The sequence below is a fragment of the Micromonospora sp. DT48 genome (assembly GCF_049844495.1).
GTDB lineage: Bacteria > Actinomycetota > Actinomycetes > Mycobacteriales > Micromonosporaceae > Micromonospora.
Map to the genome: position 1 here is coordinate 1 of NZ_JBNCLE010000040.1, position 18,613 is coordinate 18,613.

Here is an 18,613-nt window from a genome sequence, read left to right on the forward strand (position 1 = left end):
CCCAACGGCCATACCAGCCCAAAACGGCGGCCGAACCCCGCCTCGCCGCTTGACACAACCCATAGGGACACCCCCCCGCCCGACTTCGGGGTTGATCAAGAAGTTTTCGTCATAGTTGATCTCCCTGGAGACGAAAACTTCTTGATCAACTGGACGGCGCTTGGGTGGGAGTGGGATAGGGAACTCCCGGTGCCGCAAAGGGGGTAGCGGGCGGCACCGGGAGTTCTTGGTCAGGTCAGCTCAGCGGTGCGCCGCCGGGCTGGACCACGTTGTTCACCGTCAGGGTGTACGGCGCGTACTGCGTGACCTGCTCGGTCGGCTCGTCGTAGGCGACGATGGCGACCACCTTCGGGAAGGCGGTCAGCAGCGCCGTCTGGATCAGACCGAGGGTGAAGCCCGACTTGCCGTCGACCTCGACCTGGTAGGCCAGCTTGAGTTGCTCGTCGATGCCGACGAACCGGACGTTCCAGTTCGCCACCGGCGTCGGGTTGATCTCCGACGGCGAGTCGAACGGCTCCAGGCTCGAACCGTCGCTGACCAGCGTGCCGCCGACCGCGATGTCGTCGATCAGCAGACCGCCCTCGTTGACCCCGCCGTCGCTGACGTACCGGAAGCTGACCAGCACGTCCTGCCCGGCGTACGCGGACAGGTCGAACGAGTGCGGCTCGAAGCCGTCGGTGGTGCCGTTCAGCGCCGGACCGAGCGGACCGGCGACGGTCTCCTCACCAGGGATGATGGTGTAGGTCTTGCCGCCGTCGGTGGAGACGCTGACGTAGCCGTAGTCGTAGCCGGCCTCGGCGCCGTACTTCGCCAGGAAGGTCAGCGTCGGGTCGGCCGCCGGCACGGACACCTCGGTGACCGCCGCGACGTCCAGGCTGTTGCCGTTGCCGGACCACAGCACCGGGTTGCCGTTGCGGTCCGGGTCGTTGCTGACGACCTGCCAGGCCAACGGGACAGCGGGCAGCGTCTTCGCCCCCTGGAACTTGATCGAGCGCAGGTCACCCCGGCTCAGCGGCTTGCCGTTGGCCTTCTGCAACAGGACGTAGTCGGCACCGTTGGGTGCCGCGCCGGCAGTCGCGTGCGAAGCGGGGTTGGCCAGGTTCACCGTGGCGTTCAGGCTGGGCGAGGTGACTCGACGCTTGTCCACCCCGAGCGTGATGCCGAGCTTGGAGTTCCCGACGATCCGGTCCACCAGATTCATCGTCTGGTAGTCGTGGATCACCTTGTACATGTCCTTGACGCCTTCGGCCTTCAGCGCCGCCGCAAGGCTGTCGAGACCCTGACGCTCGCCGTCACGGTGCAGTCGGGAGATGAAGTCCAGGCCGTACCGGTCGTACAGGAAGAGGATGAACGAGTACGCGTTGCCGTAGTCGGCGAGCACCCCGCTGGAGGTACTGCCCTCGTTCCACAGGTTGATCGAGTTCTCTGGGCCGCCGCAGTCCCGTGGATTCGTGTTGTAGTCCGTCTGGACGATGCCGAAGCCCTGGAAGCAGTGGATGTGGCTGTCCGTGCCGGGCTGGTCGACCCGGGCCGTGGCGTCGACGTACCCGGCGAGCGTCTGCGCGAAGTCGGCGAGACCCTCGTTCAGCCACACCGTCTCGAACGGGTCGGCGTAGTAGTGCGCCAGGTGCTGCCACTCGTGGATGAACGTGCCCTCGTACAGCTGCGGGCGGGCCGGCCGGCTGGTGCACAGGTCGTCGGTCGGCTCGTTCGGCGGGTTCACGCCGGTGCGGTGCGCCCAGTCGAACGCGTCGACCGTCATGATGTTGCGGTCGAGCAGCTCGTTGAAGAGCGAGAAGTGGAACCCGGCGATGTAGCTGGGGGCGGCCGGGAAGTCGTAGAAGTTGTCGTCGCGTACGTTGTCGACGAGCGTGACCGTCCGGTTGCCGGCGCCGGTGAAGTCGCCCGCGATCTGCGCGTTGCTGCCGTCCCGCTCCGGCGGGGTGCTGAACGCGGCGATCGACTTCGGGTACATGTTCGTGTCGAACTCGTGGACCAGGTGCGCGACCTGCTCGTCGGTCACCACCGTCGAGTTGGGGATCTGCCGGCGGCAGTCGCCCTCGGGGAACTCGGTGTCGTTGGCGACCCAGACCTCGATGTTGTCGCCAACGCCGCGCAGCGTGTAGTCCTTCAGGTAGATCACGCCCTGGTAGTCGTCCAGGGCGAGCCACTGCCGCACCGTACCGACCGGCGGCGTCTCGGCCGTGGCGGCCTTCGACCGGGCCTGGGTACGGGGCTGATACCTGGTCGGCGCCTCCAGGCGCTGCCCGTTGAAGGTGAAGTCCTTGCGGGTCAGCTCACGGACATCGCTGGCGATCCCCGTGGCCGGCGCCGGCACCGGCTTCACTGTCGCGGCCTCGGTGGCCGAGGCTGAAGTCGGCGCTGCGATGACGAGTAACGGTAGGACGATTGCGCTGGCTGCTATCCCCGCGAAGCGGCGTCGTGCCACGAAACCTCCTCATAGGTGGAAGACCACCGCCCCGGGATCGTCCAGGCGACGGTGATCTACGCACGCTGATCGAGCGCCTTCGTATCCTGTGCACGTCGCCATCGATCAGGCAACCCTTCGTCACAATCGATCGGCCTGTACGAACTGATCGGTAACAATTTGCGAAGATCACAATTGGATATCCGGCGATCCTGATCTCCGCGGATCGGCACGTCCGGGCTCGTACGGCTCACGCGTACGCGTACTGCGGTCGGAGCGACCCGGCGGCCGGACGGGTGGCGCGGCTGTCTCATCATGTCGCCATGATGATGTTGGCGGGCCGCCGGAAGAGGAAGCGGCGCTCCTGTAGCGATCCCGGGTGCGACGGCCTGGACGCCTGTGACTGCTCCCTCTTCTCCACCTTGTTGATCATGGGCGCGATGGCTGCCCGGGTGGTGCCGGCGCGCCTTGCCGACGGCGCCGGCCGTGCGGCCATCCTCGGTTACCGGCGGTGGCTGTCCCCGCGCTGGCCGGGGCAGTGCCGGTTCGTCCCCACCTGTAGCGCCTACGGTCTCGCGGCCGTCCAACAGCACGGGTTGGCCGTGGGCGGACGGATCGCGGCGGCGCGACTACGCAGCTGCACGTCCGACCTGCCATCGGCCAGCGCACCGCACCCCGGCCGTTGACTCAGCCGCGAGCGGCGCGTCACCGCCTCGACGTGTCGAGGCAGGACAGCGCCGCGTCCAGATGCGCCAGTGCCTGCTGCCGGATCGGCGCGTACTCCTCGACCGGGTAGCAGCGGGTGGCGTCCTCGGTGACCAGGATCAGATCCAGATACATCTGGTAGAGCCGCAGCCGGTCGCGTTCGGAGTCGGTCAGGTGATCCCGACCCAGGTAGCCGAGCAGCAGGCCGGGCACCCCGGCCGGGTCGGCGAAGACCGCCAGCGACACCAACTCGGCGATCGGGTCGCCGTAGAAGGCCCGCTCGCCGTCGATGATCCCCTCGACGGCGAAACCGTCGCCGTCCGGCCGGACGAAGATGTTGCCGTCCCACAGGTCGAAGTGGACCAGGGCCGGGCGGGTCACCTCGTCGAGCAGATCGGCATGCCGGTGGATGAGCCGACCGATGGTCTCCGCCGGTGCCGGCAACTCACGGTCGTAGGTCACGGCGTCGGCGAGGACGTCGTCGATGATGGTCAGGAACGAGGTCCGCCAACTCGTCGAACGGGTACGACCGTCCCGACGCGGATAGCCGAACAGATCCCCGGTCACCGTGTTCAGCCGGGCCGCGAGCGCGCCGATGCGGTGGCGCAGCGCCGTCTCCTGCGCCGGGCTCATCGCCGCCTTCGCGGTCTCGAACGACTCGCCACGTAACCGGTCCACGATCAGATACCCGACGTCGGGGTCCGCGGCGCGCAGCACCGGCAGCGGCAGCCCCACCTCGGCCGCGCGCCGGTAGAACTCGACCTCGGTACGCATCAACTCGAACTCGTACCGCAGCAGGGGTAGCTCCGGTGGCGGCGCGACCTTCATCACCAGTTCGCGACCGTCGGCCAGACTCACCCCGTAGGTGGCGTTGAAATAGCCGTCGGTGAACTCGACGACGTCGCTCAGCTCGACCTGGGCACCCAGGGCCTGCCGCAGCAGACCGGCGATCTCGTCCCGGGACAGATCGCGCTTGGTGATGCTCCGCACGCCGCGGAGCATCCCACCCGTGGGAAGACTTCCACAACCACCGATAAGTTGGATGGTCAGCGGAGTTCGACGAAGGGGCGGTTGAGGTGCGCGGTGGCGAGCACCGCGCGCTCGCGGCGGGCCGAGTCGATCAGGTTGCGGCGGGTCAGCCGCGCCAGGTGCTGGTCAGCCTCGTATCGGTAGCCGACATCCGGGTCGGCGATCTGGACGGCGTGGACGAGCACGTCGCCGGTGACCACCACCTGGTCGTGGCGACCGCCCTCCACCAGCACCGACTGGTGACCTGGCGTGTGGCCGGGGGTGGGCACCACCCGGATACGGTCACCGTGTCGGCCCGCCGGGGTGCGAGGCCCAGCGCCCACGGTGTCGCCGCTGAGCACCACCGTGCCATCCACCGGATGCAGTTGCCCCGCCTCCCGCAACGGCCGCACCACGTACCCGATCATCTCGCTGCCGTCGGCTTCCAGCGCGTCGAGTTCACGCTGCTGCACCACGTACCGCGCGTTGGGGAACATCGGCACACCCTGGGCCGTGACCGCCCAGCCGGCGTGATCCTCGTGCAGGTGCGTCAGCACCACCGTGTCCACCCGCCGCACGTCGATTCCGTTGCCCGCCAACAGCTGCGGCAGCACCCCCGGCACCGGCGCCCACGCCGAGGCCGGGCTGCCCTCCGGCCCGACACCCGTGTCCACCAGCGTGTACCGGTCGCCGGGACGGCGGATGGCGTAGCAGCGGAAGTCCAGCTGCCAGGTCCGGTCCGGCCCGAACGCGGCCGGATCGATGCGCCGGGCCGCCGCCCAGTCGTTGCTCGACGCCCCGGAGAACGCCTCGTCGTACGGGAGGAAGAACGGCCCGGCGGCGTCGCGCAGCGCGAGCACCTCGAAGCAACCCACCGAGCGGACAACCGGGCGCTCCGGCCGGATCGGCCGGGCGTGCGCCGGTCGGCCCGGTGCGGGCCGGGCGTGTGCTGCCGCCGGTCCGGCGGCGAGGACACCGCCGCCCGCCGCCGCTGCCAGCAGCAGCGTCCGCCGGTTCACCGATCCCTGGGGGTACGACATGGAAACCTCCTCCTCCACGGGGTACGCCGGTCGACGTGCCCGGACCGGCGGGTGCCACATCAGGGAAGACGTCCCCGTCGTCGCGGCGGGAGGCCGTCTCTTTCCCCGACGTGGTCAGCAGACCAGCGGGTCGAGGGTGGGTGCCAAGCATTCGAGAGGCTTCTAATGTTGGGGCTGTGCTGACCCTGCACGTCGACGCGGACCGGCTCGTCCGGTCACGGTTCGCGCTGTCGCGGCTGGCGGAGGTCACCAACACCCTGGAGGTGCTCGCCCACCCCGAACGGGCTCCGTACGCCCGCAACTGGGTGACCCACACCCGGCGGGCCGTCGCCCCCGACTCGGTCGACGTCCTGTTCCCGTTGGTCAACGCCGCCACCGGATACATCCCCGACTTCCTGTCCCCGCTACCCGGCAGCTACGAGCCCACCCTCGACGAGGAACTCGCGGCGGTGGCGGCCACCACCGAGGCCGACGTCCACCGGCAGCTGCGGCTGGCCTTCCGGATCGGCCCGCCCCCGCCGACCCTGCTGGAGCGGAGCCCGACCGGACGCGACCCCCGGCCACCGCTGCCGGCCACGGTCGCCGAGGTCCTCGCCCGACGTGGTGAAGCGAAGCTGCTCACCCGCCTCGTCGATCAGCTCGCCTGCTTCTGGCGGCACGCCCAGGCCGACCTGTGGCCGACCCTGCACCGGGTGCTCGACGAGGACATCCGCCACCGCGCCACCCTGGCCACCCGGACCGGGCTCGCCGACATCGTCTGTACCCTCGACCCGAGGCTCACCTGGGACGGCCGTCAGCTCACCCTCGACTCGCCCGCCGAGCTGTCCCTCGACGCGGCGCAGGGGCTCATCCTGTCCCCGTCGGCGTTCCTGCCCCGCCCAGCGGTGTACCTCGGCGCACCCGGCCTGGTCATGGTCGGCTACCCGGCGCGGGGGCGGGGCCAGGTATGGTCGCAGCCCGCGCCGGTCGACGAGAAGACCGGCGTGCTCGGCGCCCGGCGGGCCGCGCTCCTGACCGACCTGAGCATGCCGCTGACCACCACCGAACTGGCGGCGCGACACCGGATCAGCCCGGCCACCGCGTCGTACCACCTGGGGCGGCTGCGCCGCGCCGGGCTCGTGGTGTCCCGGCGGGAAGGACATGAGGTGCGGTACGAGCGGACCCGCTCGGCGGTGCAGCTGCTGCGAGCACTGCGCGCCGGCGGCGACCCTCGGGGCTGAGGACTTCCTCGACGTACGCCTGCCGCCCACCTGCACCGACGAGGGCCTGCAGGCGGCGCTCGCCACCCGCCCACCGAGAGTACGCAGTCGCGGATCAGCCGCAGTTGCCCCAACTGGATTGGCCGCCGCTCTGCCAACTGGTGCCGTACAGGACCTCGCCGCTGTACATCGCGCACCGGTCGCGGGCGGAGCGCTGAATGGCGGCGTAGTACTTGTAGCTCCCGGAGTCGTAGACCCAGGAACTGCCCTGCACCCGGAGTTCGGCGGAGACCCCGGTGTTCGAGCTGGCCCGGGCCGCAGGCATGATTCAGTCGGCGGTAGCCCGTCTCGAGGCCGGCGGCACCGTTCCGACCTTGACCGTCCTCGAACGGCTCGCTCGTGCACTTGACCGGAGGTTGGACGTGAGGTTCACCTTGAGGGCCGACGCCACCTGATCAGCCGACCCGCACCGTGGATCGCCGAGGCGTTAGCGGCGTGGGTCTGCCCGGATTCACATCGCCGCTGTGGTTGAGTGGCCCGGTACGTGACCTTTCGGTGCATGGGGATGCGATGGCCAACGCTGTTCGGGAGATCGAGGTCAAATACCGGGTGATCGAGCCGGCCGCGCTCGTCCGCGTGCTCAACGATCGCGGCTGCGTGTTCTCCGAGCCGATCCGGCAGGACGACCAGGCGTACGCGGTCAACGGTTGGAGCTACGGGCAGAGCAAGACCGGTGCCGTCTTTGCCCGGCTGCGCACCGAGAATGGCCGGCACAGGTTCTGCGTGAAGAAGCCACTCGACAACGAGCTTGCCTGCGCCGAGCACGAGACCGAGGTGCTCGCCCGGAAAGAGATGCACGAGGCGATCCTGGCCATGGGTTTCTACCCGACCATTCGGATCGTCAAGACCCGCCGGACCGCCCGCCTCGGACGGATGCTGCTCTGCCTCGACGAGGTCGATGGATTGGGCACTTTCTTCGAGATAGAGGCGATGGTGAGCGGCGACCGGCCGGCGGGCGAGGTGCAGCACGAGTTGGACGCCTTCGCGCGCTCCCTCGGCGTCGACCTGGTGCGCAGCACCGAAACCTACGACTCGCTGCTGCGGGCCGCATTGTCCGCCAACCGCTGACCGTTGGTGCTGCTCAGCATCACCCGGAGCCGGACGTGCAGCTCGTGCGTCACCCGTTCCGCTGTCCGCTCGGCAACCTCCTGGAGGTGCACCGGAAACCCCGCCGCTGCGAGCTCCACAGCCACCTGCTCGTAGCGCTCCCGCTCCTGTCGTCCGGCTTCGTGGCCGCCTCGGTGGAAGCGGCTGTGGATGCCGCGAGCCGCGGCTCTGGCACGCGAGCGGACCGGGTCACCGGTGAGAATGATCGTCAGATCAGGCTTGTCGACGTACCGATTCAGGGCCCAGATGAAGTCGACATCCACGCCGTCAATCTGTTGCAGCACCAGACTGGTGGGTAGATGGCGGTCACAGAGCACGACCTTGCCGTCGGCGAGCGCGGGCCGGACCTCGGTCTCCAGGTGGTGATAGCGGTCAGCGGTTACGAGACAGGCGAGGGTGAGACCGCGGTACTCGTCCGTGCCGTAGCGCGCCGCCTCGCCCAATCGGCTACGCGTGGGCTCCTTGGTTCGGTGCACGTCCCAGCCGTCGGCCCGCAGCAACTCCGCGAGCAGTTCGGTGACCGTCGTCTTGCCGACGCCGCTGGGCCCGTCGAGGACGACGAAGCGCCCGCTCACGGGCTGATCAACCGTTCGTGCTGAGCACGGGCCAACTCGATGAGCCGCCGACGTACGTGAGACAACTCGACCTCCCCGAACTGAAGATTCACCGAGAAGTTGAACTCGTCGCGGGCCCGCATGGCTTCGTCGAGTCCGTCATTGGTCAGGTCGACCGCCGTGTAGGCGAGGAGTTGGGCTGCCTCATACCGGCCGGTCGCTAGCAGCCGGTGCCACTCCGGCGTGCCCGGGTAGGGCCGGAACTCGAAGACACTCGCGCGGAAACCGCCAGCTTGGTTCTCGCTGATGTCCCACAGCTCATGTACGTGCCGAACCGTCATTTCCAGCTCGGCAGGTGTCTCGGTCGGCAGGCCGAGGATGAAGTATCCCTTGACGTTGATGCCGAGACGTGTGAGCCGTCGAACAACCTCCCTGGTGAGCTCCGGTCTGATGCGCTTGCCGATGTAACGCAGCACGCGTTCGCTGCCGGACTCGATACCGAGCGCCACCTCTCGGCAACCGTTAGCGGCGAGCGTCTCCAGCAGAACATCGTCGGCGCGGGCGAGGATATTGATGCGACCGGTGGCATCCCAGATGTACCGGCCGCCGACGTTCTCCTCGGCGAACGTCGCCATACAGCTGCGGATGAAACGCTCATAGCCCAGGAACAGATCATCGACGAACCGGAAGGCCGTCACGCCGTAGCGGCGGTGCAGGTCGTCCATTTCGGCGACGATGTTGGAAGGTTCGCGGGTCCGGATCGTCACATCAGGGTTGGCGCTGACGGCCGCCCCGCAGAAGGTGCAGTCGTAGGGGCATCCCCGAGCGCCCACCATCGCTGCCTCCAACGGACCATGGTTCGGGCGGTACGGGTCTGCAGCGAAGAAACGGCGGTCGAGGAAGGGCAGGGCGTTGATGTCCGGTGCCAGGTGCCAGGTGCCATGCCTTGCCCGGCATACCCCCGGTCACCGGCTTTCCGAGCACCGGATCCCGCCACAGCACCCCCGGCAGTTCGGCTCGCCGGCGGCGATCGTCGAGCAACTCCGCTACTCGGGTTTCGCCCTCGCCGACAACGAGCGCCTCCAGCCGCTGAAATCTCGGGTCCTCGATGACGGTTTCCGGCATGGCCTTGGCTTGGTGCCCACCGACCATGATGTGGATCGCTGGGTCGAGGCCGGCCGCGATGGTGGCGCTCAACTCGTAGGTGGGGGCGAGGAGGTTGAATCCCGCCCAGCGAGGTGCGGCCTCGTTGACGATCCTCTGGATGCGGTCGATTCCAAGGCCGAGCGCCTCACCGTCGAGGACTCCGACCGTGAATCCCTGGGAGGCGGCGTAGGTCGCGAGGTAACCCATCCCCAGCACCGGGAGGGTGAAGTCGTTGACGCGAGGCCGGAGCGAGTAGTCGCGAAGCGGTGCGTTGACCAGCAGGAGATCGATCGGTGCGTCCGGCCCGGCGCCGAGAATCGGCCAGTCAGACGGCAGCGGCGTGTCGAGTTCCGTGAGCGAGGGTGAGCAGTGTGTAGACGGCGAGGTGCTCACCAGTCACTCGCCGCCACTCGCGGACGAACGCCGACTCCTCGTTCGGCCATGGATGGTCCGGGCTTGCGTGACGCGCCCAGGTGCGTACGGCCAGGTCGCCATGCGGGTAGAGCGACCAGTCGTGACTCCAATCAGCGACTGCGGCGCCCGCGCTCCATGGGCCGATCCCGGGTACAGCCTGGAGTTCCTTGACCAGGACGGACGGTGCGAGTTCCGACCAGGACGACTGCTGAGCGAGGAAGGCAGCAGCGGTGTGGCGGAGGGCACGACGCTTGAACGCCATGCCACTCTCCGTAAAGCCGTCATCACTAATGGCTAGCACGCGCTCCGGAGACGGAAAAGCGAAGAGCTCGATCTCTTCGGATAGTGCGATCCGATCGCCGAAGCGGCGGCAGAACTCCCGGTACAACTTCCGTGCCTGAGCCGCCCTGATCACCTGGCGGATGATCGCCGTGGCGAGTGCCTCCCACAGGGTGGGTGTGCGCATTCGGGCCACCGCTCCACCGGGCAGCAGCGACCCGTGAAGCGCCCCGGCTGGGCGAGGCGGATCCGACGGTAGCGCGAAGACATCGACCGAGTGCGCAGCGGCGACCTCGCAACCCCGAACCTCGATCAACCCTACGTCCCCCGAGTCGAGCAGCGCGGCACGGAGGCAATGCGAGCCGTTCGTGTGCCAGGCCGGGTGATCTGTCATGAGGAAGTCGAAATTCACGGCGTCGCCCCTGCCGTTGGTCGGTCCGCAGGTCCGCGATTCTGTCACCGCAAGTCATGACTCGCTGCCCCGCCGCGCCGTGCTGGTGGATCAGGCGGCGATGGCGCGGGCGGCGGCGTACATGTCGGCGGGCAGTGGGTGGTGCAGCCGCCAGATGATCCGCATCGGCCGGTCGCCGCTGTGCTCCTGGTAGGTCATCGGGCCGGCGTACAGGTAGGCTGGCGCGCCCAGGTCACGGTCCGGAATCCTCGTCTCCCGGACGAAGAGATGCACCGTCGAGCCTTGCTTCTCATGGTTGATGTAGCGCTGCCCGGTCGGCGACGCCGACGAGGTGGTGCTCTGCGACTCCCACTGGAACAGCGTGTCGGTGATGGCCCGGTCGGCGTACATCGTGGTGGGGGAGTAGTGCTGCTCGGACTTGACCAGGGTGACGAAGAAGATGTCAGCCTGAGCGTCCGGCAGCCACTTCACCCCTTCCCGCAGCGACCCGGGGTTCGGCATGCCGAAGGCGGCGCACGCCTCATTGCGGCTGTACCGGGCGTGCACGTTGAGCGGCAACCCCTCGGCCGGCACCGTGACCCGGTGGATGCGGTCGCGCAACACCTCGGCGACCTGCCGCAGCTCCGCGCAACGCGCCGACTCGGCGAGCAGCCGCGCCAGCCGGGCCTCGCGCTCGGTGAGCGGCGCGTTCGGCCCCCACAGGTCGAAGTGCAGCATGTCCCACAGCCGCCCGGCCGCCGGCCGCTCGCCGGCTGCCACCCGGGCCAGCAGGTCGAGCCGGTCCGGGTCGTCCAGGTGCAGCATCCGCCCGATGGCCCGCCCCAACTCGCGGTCGTCGCGCCCGCCCGGCGAGGTTTCCAGCCCGGCGAGCCGCCGCAACCCGGTCCACCCGCCGATGCTCCCCGACCGGTAGACGTCCTCGATCTCCACACCAGCCTCGTGCAGGAACTCACCCAGGCGCACGTCCCCGAGCAGCCGCAACTCCTTCGTCAGCCCGGTCTTCGAGGTCGGCACCGCCGAGCGCAGGTTGGCCAGCACGATCTCCTTGGCCACCCGGTCGAGCTGGATGTGGCAGCCGCTGGGCAGCGACGGGAAGTCGTCGCGTACTGCATCGGTTATCGCGCGGCGGCTGACCCCGGTCAAAGCGCGCCAGCGGAGGTCGAAGCGGAAGTTGGCGTGCTGCCCGCCGATGAAGTCGAGCACGGTCAGGCAGGGTTTGTCGTCGTCCAGGCGCAGCCCACGGCCGAGCTGCTGGAGGAAGATGGTGGCGCTCTCGGTGGGCCGCAGCATCAGGATCGTGTCGACCATCGGCAGGTCGACGCCCTCGTTGAACAGGTCGACGGTGAACAGCACCCTGAGCGTGCCGTCTTTGAACTGCTTGAGCAGGGCCTGCCGATCCCCGGTCCGCGACGTCACCGCGGTCGATGGCACGCCGTGCTTGGTGAACCAGTCCGCCATGAACTCGGCGTGCGCGATGCTCACGCAGAACCCGAGCGCCCGCATCCGCCCGATGTCCACGGTGTCGCGTACCGCCCGCAGCACCATCCGCGCCCGCGCGTGGTTGCCGGTGTAGACGCCGTCCAGCTCCGCCGGGTCGTACCCCTGCCCGCGCTTCCAGCGCAGCTGCGACAGGTCGACATCGTCATGCAGCCCGAAATACTGAAACGGCGCGAGCAGCTGCCGCTCCAACGCCTCCCACAGGTGCAGCTCCACGGCGGCGCGGCCATCGAACCACCGCCGCACGTCGCCGCCGTCACTGCGGTCGGGAGTCGCCGTCAATCCCAGCAGTACGCGCGGCCTCAGCCGGTCCAGCAGCCGGGCGTACGTCGGCGCTTCCGCATGATGGAACTCGTCGACGATCACCATGTCGTACGCCTCGGGGTCGATCTCCCGCCGGTGCAGCGACTGAATGGAGGCGAAGACGTGCCGCCAGTGCTGCGGCTCCCGGCCCCCGACGAGCGTCTCGCCGAAGCTGCCGTCCCCCATGACCTGCCGAAACGTCGCCAAGCTCTGCCGCAGGATCTGCTCCTGATGGGCGACGAAGAGCAGCGAGTCGACGGCCTTCTCCCGGTGCAGCCTCCGGTAGTCGAGCGCCGCCACGATCGTCTTGCCCGTGCCGGTCGCCATGACCACAAGGTTGCGCCAGCGGCCGTGGACCTTACGCTCGGCGTCGAGGTCAGCCAGAATCTCCGCCTGGTACGGGTACGGCCGCACATCCAGGTTGGCGATCTCGGTCGGTGCCTCGTCGCGCCGCTCCCCGCGCAGCGCTATGCGGAGCCGGTCGGCGTCCCTGCCGGGGTGGTAATCCTCGAACGCCGGATCGTGCCAGTAATCCTCGAACGTCGCGGTGAACGTGTCGATGACGTACGGCTGCTCGACGTTGGAGATCCGGACGTTCCACTCCACGCCGTCGACCAGCGCGGCCTTCGACAGGTTCGACGAACCGACGTACGCGGTGGTCATGCCGTTGTTGCGGCGGAACAGCCACGCTTTGGCGTGCAGGCGGGTGGTCCGGGTCTCGTAGGAAACCTTGATCTCGGCACCCAACTCGGCGAGCCGGTCCAGGGCACGCTGGTCGGTGGCACCGAGGTAGGTGGTGGTGATGACCCGGAGGCGACCCCCTCGCTCGATCAGGTCGCGGATGGCGGGTTCGATGAGACGCAGGCCGTGCCACTTGATGAACGCGCAGAGCAGGTCGACCTGGTCGGCCGAGGCCATCTCGTGGGTGACCTCGTGACCGATGCGTGGCTGGTGCCGGCCGTTGACCAGTAGCGCGCCGCTGGAGAGCGGGGTGGTGGGGCGTGCCGGAAAGGTGGGCTGTGCGGGCGGGATCGGTGGGGCGGCGATGGCGTGCAGAAGGCGCTTCGCGTCGGTGACCTGGTCCTGGACGGCGGCGGCCTGCGGGCTGAGGGCGGCGATCGCCTCGGCGATGTGATTGGCCAACTCGACTTGGCGGTGGAGCTTGTCGTCGCCGCCAGCGACCGCGTGCAGGGCGCGGTGGGCCAGAGCAGCGATGTGCCGGGCGAGAGCGTCCGGGGCGTCAGCCGGGTCGAGCTTCGCGTGCTGGATCAGCGCAGGGTCGATGTGCTGAAGCCGGTCGGCCAGGTCGCGCGTGACGACGTGCTCGTAGATGCCCCGCTCAAGATCCGTCACTCGGGAACCTCCCATTCCTGCTGGTCTTCACCTGGCTAGCGAGTAGCTTGACTCCGCAGACGATCAGGCAGGATTCAGCACGGGTAGGAGGCCGGCTGACTGGAGCCGGTCATAGGCCAGCTTGATGTGCGGACGTGTGAAAAGGCGTGCCTTGCGGCCACTCCAACTGCGAACTCTTTCGGTCAACTCGGCGAGGTCGCTGGTTGGCGGAGTCAGCGTAGCCGCGTAGTGCACGGTGGCCAGCAGCTCAAGGCTGTAGGGCGCTTCGAAGCCGTCGACCAGCCGGGAAAGCTGCTCCAGGGCGTCGGGCGGTGCCGAGCACTGGGCTGTCCACCAGCTTGCGACAGCTTCGGTGGCGTCGGCGGTGAGCCGGATCGGCTGGAGCTCCTCGACCCGTGCCGACCGGTCGCCGAAGCCGGTGAGGTAATGCCCTTCCAGCCGGTCGAGGACGTGGTTGAGGTTCTCGGCGTACGGGCCGTACCGGCCGCGAGTGAACTTCAGACGTAGCGGCTGTCCCAGGACCTGGAGGAAGTAGGCGATCTTCTGGATTTCCAGGAGGGTGACGCCGTCGCGTGGTTCGAGGGCCCGTGCTCGTTGCAGGTAGTCGTCGATGGCCCGCAGCAGGGTGGCTCGCCCGGGGGTCAGCGAGGGCTTCTCGGTGGCCACCGGCATGTCGGCCGGATCCGGTGCTCCCTCCGGCGGGAAGAGCAGCACCCGCACGTCAGGAAGCTCGGCGAACGCCTGCTCGATAACTGGCCGAACCTCGTCCCAGTCCAGCCCGCCGTTACCGCAGCCCAGGGCGGGCACCGCTATCGACATTATCTGCCGTTCGCGTACGACGCGGACGAGATCAGTGAGGCCGGCTTGGATGTCGGATAGCTTGGAGTTGGCCCGCCAGTGGCCCTTGGTGGGGAAGTTGATTACGTATCTGCGGGGGCCGAGGCGGGTCGAGTCGAACACGAACATCCGGCCCAGCCGGACCTCGTTCTTCGCGCAGGCCGCGCGGTAGGCCGCGTAGTTGGCCGGGTAGGCGCGCTTGAACTGGAGAGCGATGCCCTTGCCCATCACTCCGACCGTGTTGACGGTGTTGACTAACGCGTCGGCATCGGCGGTCAGCAGGTTTCCATGACTCACGGTGATCATCAGCGCACCTCCCTCCGCGTGTATCCGTAGTACCAGTTCGGTCTGACATCAACGTACGGCTCGATCATGCCAGCGTCACGGAGGACCTGCCTCACCTGTTCCCGCCGTTGCGCTGTCCGTACGGCGTAACCGACGAGTAGGTGGATAGGGAACTCACGGTGCACGAGGAACTCGGCCGCTCGTCGGCGCATCCGGTCCATGTCTTCAGGGATGTTCCGCCAGACTTCCGCCCGTAACAGGGGCCAGTCGACGAGCGTGGTCAGCTCATCGAGATTGGTCGAAAAGGTGGTGAGCCCGACGGCACAGTTGCCGTCGCTCGCCACCCAGCTGAGGCCGGCAGCATGAACCCGCTCCACCGTGCTTACCAGGTAGACGAGCGGGTCATCCCCTCCCGGGTAACAGCCCAGCTTGCCATCTCGGTGGTCGCGCGCGATCCGGTACATCATCGGGGAGCGTGGGGCGAGGTAAAACGGGACATAGTCGGCGACGAAGCCGCCCGGTGGGCAGGGGACGGGCCGACGCCGCCGAAGAGCCTTGATTTCTACGGCGCCGACATTGATCGCCAACTGCGGACCCACGCTGCTGTCCGAGAAGAGCCGGCCAGCCTTCAGGATGCGCGGCAGGTTGTCGACGTGCGTGAAATGCATGATCAGGGTTGGCTTCGGTCGGCCGACGTCGCTCGCCATCGATCAGTCCAGCTCACTTGGGTCGATGCGGGCCTTCACCTCCGCGTGCTCGGCGAGCAGAAAAAGCAGGTTGGAGCCGTCGATCAGCTCCAGCGGCTTGCCCGAGGCGAACTCATACGAGGCGGGACCGTACCCGCTGGTGGTCACCAGGATGCCCTTGGAAGCACCCTCGTTCTGCACCGTGCCGAAGAGGTCTCGTACGGACGAGACGTCGACGGTATTGCGGTAGCGCTTGGCCTGGATGACGACCTTGCCACCGAAGATGGGACGAGGGTCGAAGGCCACACAATCCACTCCACCATCCCGCGAGGGCCGGGTCTGCTTGGTGTCCAGCCCCATCTTGGCGAACAGATTCTGGATAAGGCTCTCGAACTCGGTGGGGCTCAACTTGAGCAGGTTCGGCCGCTGGTCGAGGTCAGCCAGCACGTCGACATGGTCGACAAAGCGCTTGTCGACCATGTCGAACTCCAGCACCGGGCGAACCGGCGCGAGCTCGGCCGGACGCTTTGACACCGAGGCGTTGAGATGCTGCAGGCATGCACTGGGATCGACCATGTTGAGGTTCAGTCCGACAAAAACCTCGCGGGTGGTCCGTAGCGTCACCAGACAGGGTTGTACGGAAGCTCCGGTGCGCGGATCTGTGGTGTCGACAATGCCGTTGAAGACGATCGTGTCCACGAGTCCTGAACGATCGGCTTCGAACAGCTCGTGCACGGTACGCAGCGTTGCTTGAGCGACGAGGTTCGCGTAGCGCTCCTTGATCTCCTTCGCGGGCCGGGCGGCCGACGTGATCTCGTCTCGAACTTTGACGTAGCGGTACTCCCGAACCGGTGGGACGACATCAAGCGTCGGCAGGTGGTACTCCACGACCAACTGGCGGGACTCTGGGACATACGCCAGGCGATACTGCTGCGGGAAATCGTCGGGGTAGACCGAGTTGCCGAGCACCAAGCTGAAATACTCGACAACCACCGTTGGCTCCCCTGCGGCAAAGGCGACGGCGAACCGGTCGATCTCGGCGTTGTGCGCGGCAGCGTCCGCGTCAGCCTTGGCGCAACGACGCTGGTAGGCCTGGTGCATGGTGGCGAGTTTCCGCTGGCGCTCGGCTTCGGCGGTCGCGTGCTCTGCCTGAGCTTGAGCAAAGGCATGCCGCGCGGCGGCCAGCTGTTGCTGGTACCTGGTCTGTCCCCCGAACATCTTGGCCAAGCCCGTCGGCAGTGCAGGTTCGTAACGGCGCCAATCCGGCGGCGGCAGTGGGGTCCCGAGCCTGCCGGGGTCGAACGGCTGATGGGCCACGTTCTTCTTCAGTTGGCTGAAGTCGATGTGATCATCGACTTCGAGCGTCGCGGCCAAGAGGCTATCCAGCGCGTCGAGGCGAAGCTGGAGGTCCGCGTTCATGGCGGCCACCTCTGCGATACGCGCTTCGGCGTAGAGCCGCTTGCGTTCACGTTCATTCACCGCGGCAGCGCGCTGAGCCGCCTTCATGGCTCGTTCCGCCTCGCGCTGCAACTGCTGGTGATGCCGGTAGGCCGTAGCCTGAGCCTGCCGTTGAGCGCGCACCTGACGTGCGTGCGCCCGCTGCAACTCCTTGAGGATTCCCACGTCTGTCCTAAGGGGTAGATGAGTGCGGATCCGAAACCCTAGCCAGCAGATCAGAAAGTGGCACCCCTGCGTTCGTTCGGCAGCCATGTCTTGTGCGAGGAAGCTCCACTGTTGTCCATATCGAGACGGAGTCTTTGTCGTAAGTCGGACAGCAAGTGACCTCAACGAGATTCAGGTGATTCCTGTGCTCGATGTAAGTCAGCGGGAGCCGCGTCCGGGCGTGTGCTGCTACTTCGCAGCAGGCGTAGCGAGATCGGCGAAGGGCTTCCAGCGCGAATGATGATCATTGCTCTTAATCGATCTAATGCGATACCGGAACTCTGCCGCCATGGAGGCAGAACTCGCCAGAAGCGGTGTGGCGGCTGCGATCATCTTCAGCTCACGGGCTTCGCGGAGCAGCGGCCAGCACGGGTCGGTGGTGACGTCGAAGCCGTAAGCGGCGGCGAGCCGGGCGTGGTCGCCGCCTCCATCGAAGCGAGTTTCGTCGACGGCTACAGCCGCTAGGTCGACCTGCCATGGGCCGAGGGACGTGGCGTCGAAGTCACACATGACGATGCGTCCGGAAGGCTCCCTGAGTAGGTTGCCGACATGGGCGTCCCCATGGATTAGGAGCGGCGATGTTCGGCGTTTGAGGGCCGTTATCTGCGGTTCCAGCCGGTCACACCACTGAGAGAGGAAATCGTGATCGTCTCGGGCGAGCCCTTCCGCGTCGGCTAACCGGCGGCGCGCGTCGCCGATCGGGTCCCACTCGGGGAGAGCGATCGGCGGAGCCGGGAGGGAATGGAACTCCCGCAGGACATGGCCGAGATCATCGACGGTAGGGGCCGGGGGCGTGGGTGGGACGTAGGTCCACACGGAGGCGAGCAGGTCACCCACGACCATGGGTTCTGGAGCCGCCGGGGAGAGTCGAATCGTGGGTGCGTCGATCGACGCGAACCAATGCACGAGGTCGATTGCCTTTGCCACTCGGTCGTGGAGTCGATGAGTCCGCGCGATCCGGATGACCAGTTGCGCCTCGGGAAGTGCGAAGACGGCATTGTTCGTGAGTTGCAGCAGCCTTGCGCCGGCGGTCGGTAGAGCTCGGCGGCGACCTGTCGCATCGCCTCCGTCATCGCTTCCTCAGTGAACCGGCCCGTGGCTCGCATGCTCACCGCCTCACTTTGAGTTTGGCGAGGTCCTGTGCGAAAGCGGCAACGTCAGGGAGCTCGTGGTACCGGGCAAGGTCGCGACGCAGGTTCGTGACCCGATCGATAAACCGCGCTGAGCTGATGCTGTGGGCATTGTGCAGCACACGGCGCCCGACTGCCAGCGCTTGCTCGGGTTCGTCGGCGAGGAAGAGCGCGCTGCACAGACCAACCTCATTGAGCACGGTGCTGCGAACGTTTGCGGGGCCGAAGGTCGCAATCGCGTCGGTCACGAATCGGACCGCTGCCGACCCGTGTCTCCTATCCTGCCGGGCCTTGTCGCGGTAGACGCGGCCGTACTGGGCGAGCAGTTCGCCACGGTCGTAGAACGCCATCCAGCTTGGCTCGCGCTGTGGGCAGATCCGCTCGAACTGCGAACTGGACTCGCCGAGTGTCCGTTCTGCGGCACGGTAATCGCCAGGGCTATTGCGTTCTGGGGTAAGTGCTGGTCACGGCGGTTATGAGGTCGTGTGAGCGACGGTCGGCGCGTCGG

General features: G+C 67.5%; 17 protein-coding genes and 1 pseudogene. 4 read left to right on the forward strand and 14 right to left on the reverse strand.

Annotated elements, in window-relative coordinates:
• Positions 1-235 precede the first annotated feature (235 nt).
• Positions 236-2,338 (reverse strand): choice-of-anchor J domain-containing protein, encoded by a 2,103-nt coding sequence (locus ACLQ2S_RS26705; protein WP_425703712.1) that lies wholly within the window; start codon positions 2,336-2,338, stop codon positions 236-238.
• A gap of 521 nt (positions 2,339-2,859) precedes the next feature.
• On the opposite strand from ACLQ2S_RS26705, the gene yidD reads away from it, so the two are divergent.
• Positions 2,860-3,114 carry a membrane protein insertion efficiency factor YidD gene (yidD, locus tag ACLQ2S_RS26710; RefSeq protein WP_425703714.1) on the forward strand — a complete coding sequence of 85 codons (255 nt, stop codon included), beginning with the start codon at positions 2,860-2,862 and terminating at the stop codon, positions 3,112-3,114.
• A 19-nt stretch (positions 3,115-3,133) separates the two neighbouring features.
• On the opposite strand, the gene ACLQ2S_RS26715 is transcribed toward yidD, so the two are convergent.
• Together ACLQ2S_RS26715 and ACLQ2S_RS26720 are read right to left on the reverse strand one after the other, a co-directional pair.
• Positions 3,134-4,123 (reverse strand): phosphotransferase family protein, encoded by a 990-nt coding sequence (locus ACLQ2S_RS26715; RefSeq protein ID WP_196222444.1) that lies wholly within the window; start codon positions 4,121-4,123, stop codon positions 3,134-3,136.
• A gap of 56 nt (positions 4,124-4,179) precedes the next feature.
• The gene (locus ACLQ2S_RS26720) at positions 4,180-5,181 is read right to left on the reverse strand and encodes an MBL fold metallo-hydrolase (protein WP_425703717.1); all 1,002 of its coding nucleotides are present in this window, start codon (positions 5,179-5,181) and stop codon (positions 4,180-4,182) included.
• Positions 5,182-5,357: 176 nt separating this feature from the next.
• On the opposite strand from ACLQ2S_RS26720, the gene ACLQ2S_RS26725 reads away from it, so the two are divergent.
• Complete coding sequence (locus tag ACLQ2S_RS26725; protein ID WP_425703719.1) at positions 5,358-6,401, forward strand: helix-turn-helix domain-containing protein; 1,044 nt, start codon at positions 5,358-5,360, stop codon at positions 6,399-6,401.
• Positions 6,402-6,495: 94 nt separating this feature from the next.
• Here ACLQ2S_RS26725 and ACLQ2S_RS26730 read toward each other — a convergent pair whose 3' ends face one another.
• Positions 6,496-6,705, reverse strand: coding sequence for a hypothetical protein (locus ACLQ2S_RS26730; RefSeq protein WP_196222472.1), 210 nt, complete (start codon positions 6,703-6,705; stop codon positions 6,496-6,498).
• On the opposite strand from ACLQ2S_RS26730, the gene ACLQ2S_RS26735 reads away from it, so the two are divergent.
• Together ACLQ2S_RS26735 and ACLQ2S_RS26740 are read left to right on the forward strand one after the other, a co-directional pair.
• Positions 6,704-6,835: a helix-turn-helix domain-containing protein gene (locus ACLQ2S_RS26735; RefSeq protein ID WP_155215309.1), complete on the forward strand. Its 132-nt coding sequence runs from the start codon at positions 6,704-6,706 to the stop codon at positions 6,833-6,835. The two genes, ACLQ2S_RS26730 and ACLQ2S_RS26735, sit on opposite strands and share 2 nt — an antisense overlap.
• Positions 6,836-6,875: 40 nt before the next feature.
• Positions 6,876-7,508 (forward strand): class IV adenylate cyclase, encoded by a 633-nt coding sequence (locus ACLQ2S_RS26740; RefSeq protein ID WP_425703721.1) that lies wholly within the window; start codon positions 6,876-6,878, stop codon positions 7,506-7,508.
• On the opposite strand, the gene tmk is transcribed toward ACLQ2S_RS26740, so the two are convergent.
• The 10 genes and pseudogenes from tmk to ACLQ2S_RS26790 all read right to left on the reverse strand — a co-directional run bounded on the left by tmk (position 7,466) and on the right by ACLQ2S_RS26790 (position 18,455).
• Positions 7,466-8,122 (reverse strand): dTMP kinase, encoded by a 657-nt coding sequence (gene tmk, locus ACLQ2S_RS26745; RefSeq protein WP_309222618.1) that lies wholly within the window; start codon positions 8,120-8,122, stop codon positions 7,466-7,468. The genes ACLQ2S_RS26740 and tmk overlap by 43 nt on opposite strands.
• A complete protein-coding gene (locus tag ACLQ2S_RS26750) occupies positions 8,119-8,949 on the reverse strand; it encodes a B12-binding domain-containing radical SAM protein (protein WP_425703723.1) in 831 nt (276 codons plus the stop codon). The genes tmk and ACLQ2S_RS26750 overlap by 4 nt, the downstream gene beginning before the upstream one ends.
• A complete protein-coding gene (locus ACLQ2S_RS26755; protein ID WP_425703725.1) occupies positions 8,870-9,640 on the reverse strand; it encodes a cobalamin-dependent protein in 771 nt (256 codons plus the stop codon). The genes ACLQ2S_RS26750 and ACLQ2S_RS26755 overlap by 80 nt, the downstream gene beginning before the upstream one ends.
• On the reverse strand, positions 9,573-10,127 hold the full coding sequence (locus ACLQ2S_RS26760) for a hypothetical protein (protein ID WP_155215019.1): 555 nt from the start codon (positions 10,125-10,127) through the stop codon (positions 9,573-9,575). The genes ACLQ2S_RS26755 and ACLQ2S_RS26760 overlap by 68 nt, the downstream gene beginning before the upstream one ends.
• 315 nt (positions 10,128-10,442) lie before the next feature.
• Entirely contained in the window at positions 10,443-13,505 is a 3,063-nt protein-coding gene (locus ACLQ2S_RS26765; protein ID WP_425703727.1) for a DUF3427 domain-containing protein, read from the reverse strand.
• Positions 13,506-13,568: 63 nt separating this feature from the next.
• Positions 13,569-14,648: a type II toxin-antitoxin system antitoxin DNA ADP-ribosyl glycohydrolase DarG gene (gene darG / locus ACLQ2S_RS26770; RefSeq protein WP_155215016.1), complete on the reverse strand. Its 1,080-nt coding sequence runs from the start codon at positions 14,646-14,648 to the stop codon at positions 13,569-13,571.
• The gene (darT, locus tag ACLQ2S_RS26775; RefSeq protein WP_155215015.1) at positions 14,648-15,334 is read right to left on the reverse strand and encodes a type II toxin-antitoxin system toxin DNA ADP-ribosyl transferase DarT; all 687 of its coding nucleotides are present in this window, start codon (positions 15,332-15,334) and stop codon (positions 14,648-14,650) included. Before darT ends, darG begins: the two co-directional genes overlap by 1 nt.
• A gap of 3 nt (positions 15,335-15,337) precedes the next feature.
• Complete coding sequence (locus ACLQ2S_RS26780) at positions 15,338-16,936, reverse strand: restriction endonuclease (RefSeq protein ID WP_425703730.1); 1,599 nt, start codon at positions 16,934-16,936, stop codon at positions 15,338-15,340.
• A gap of 228 nt (positions 16,937-17,164) precedes the next feature.
• Positions 17,165-18,081: pseudogene (locus ACLQ2S_RS26785) on the reverse strand (aminoglycoside phosphotransferase family protein).
• Positions 18,082-18,083: 2 nt separating this feature from the next.
• Positions 18,084-18,455 (reverse strand): hypothetical protein, encoded by a 372-nt coding sequence (locus ACLQ2S_RS26790; protein ID WP_425703732.1) that lies wholly within the window; start codon positions 18,453-18,455, stop codon positions 18,084-18,086.
• Positions 18,456-18,613: the final 158 nt, after the last annotated feature.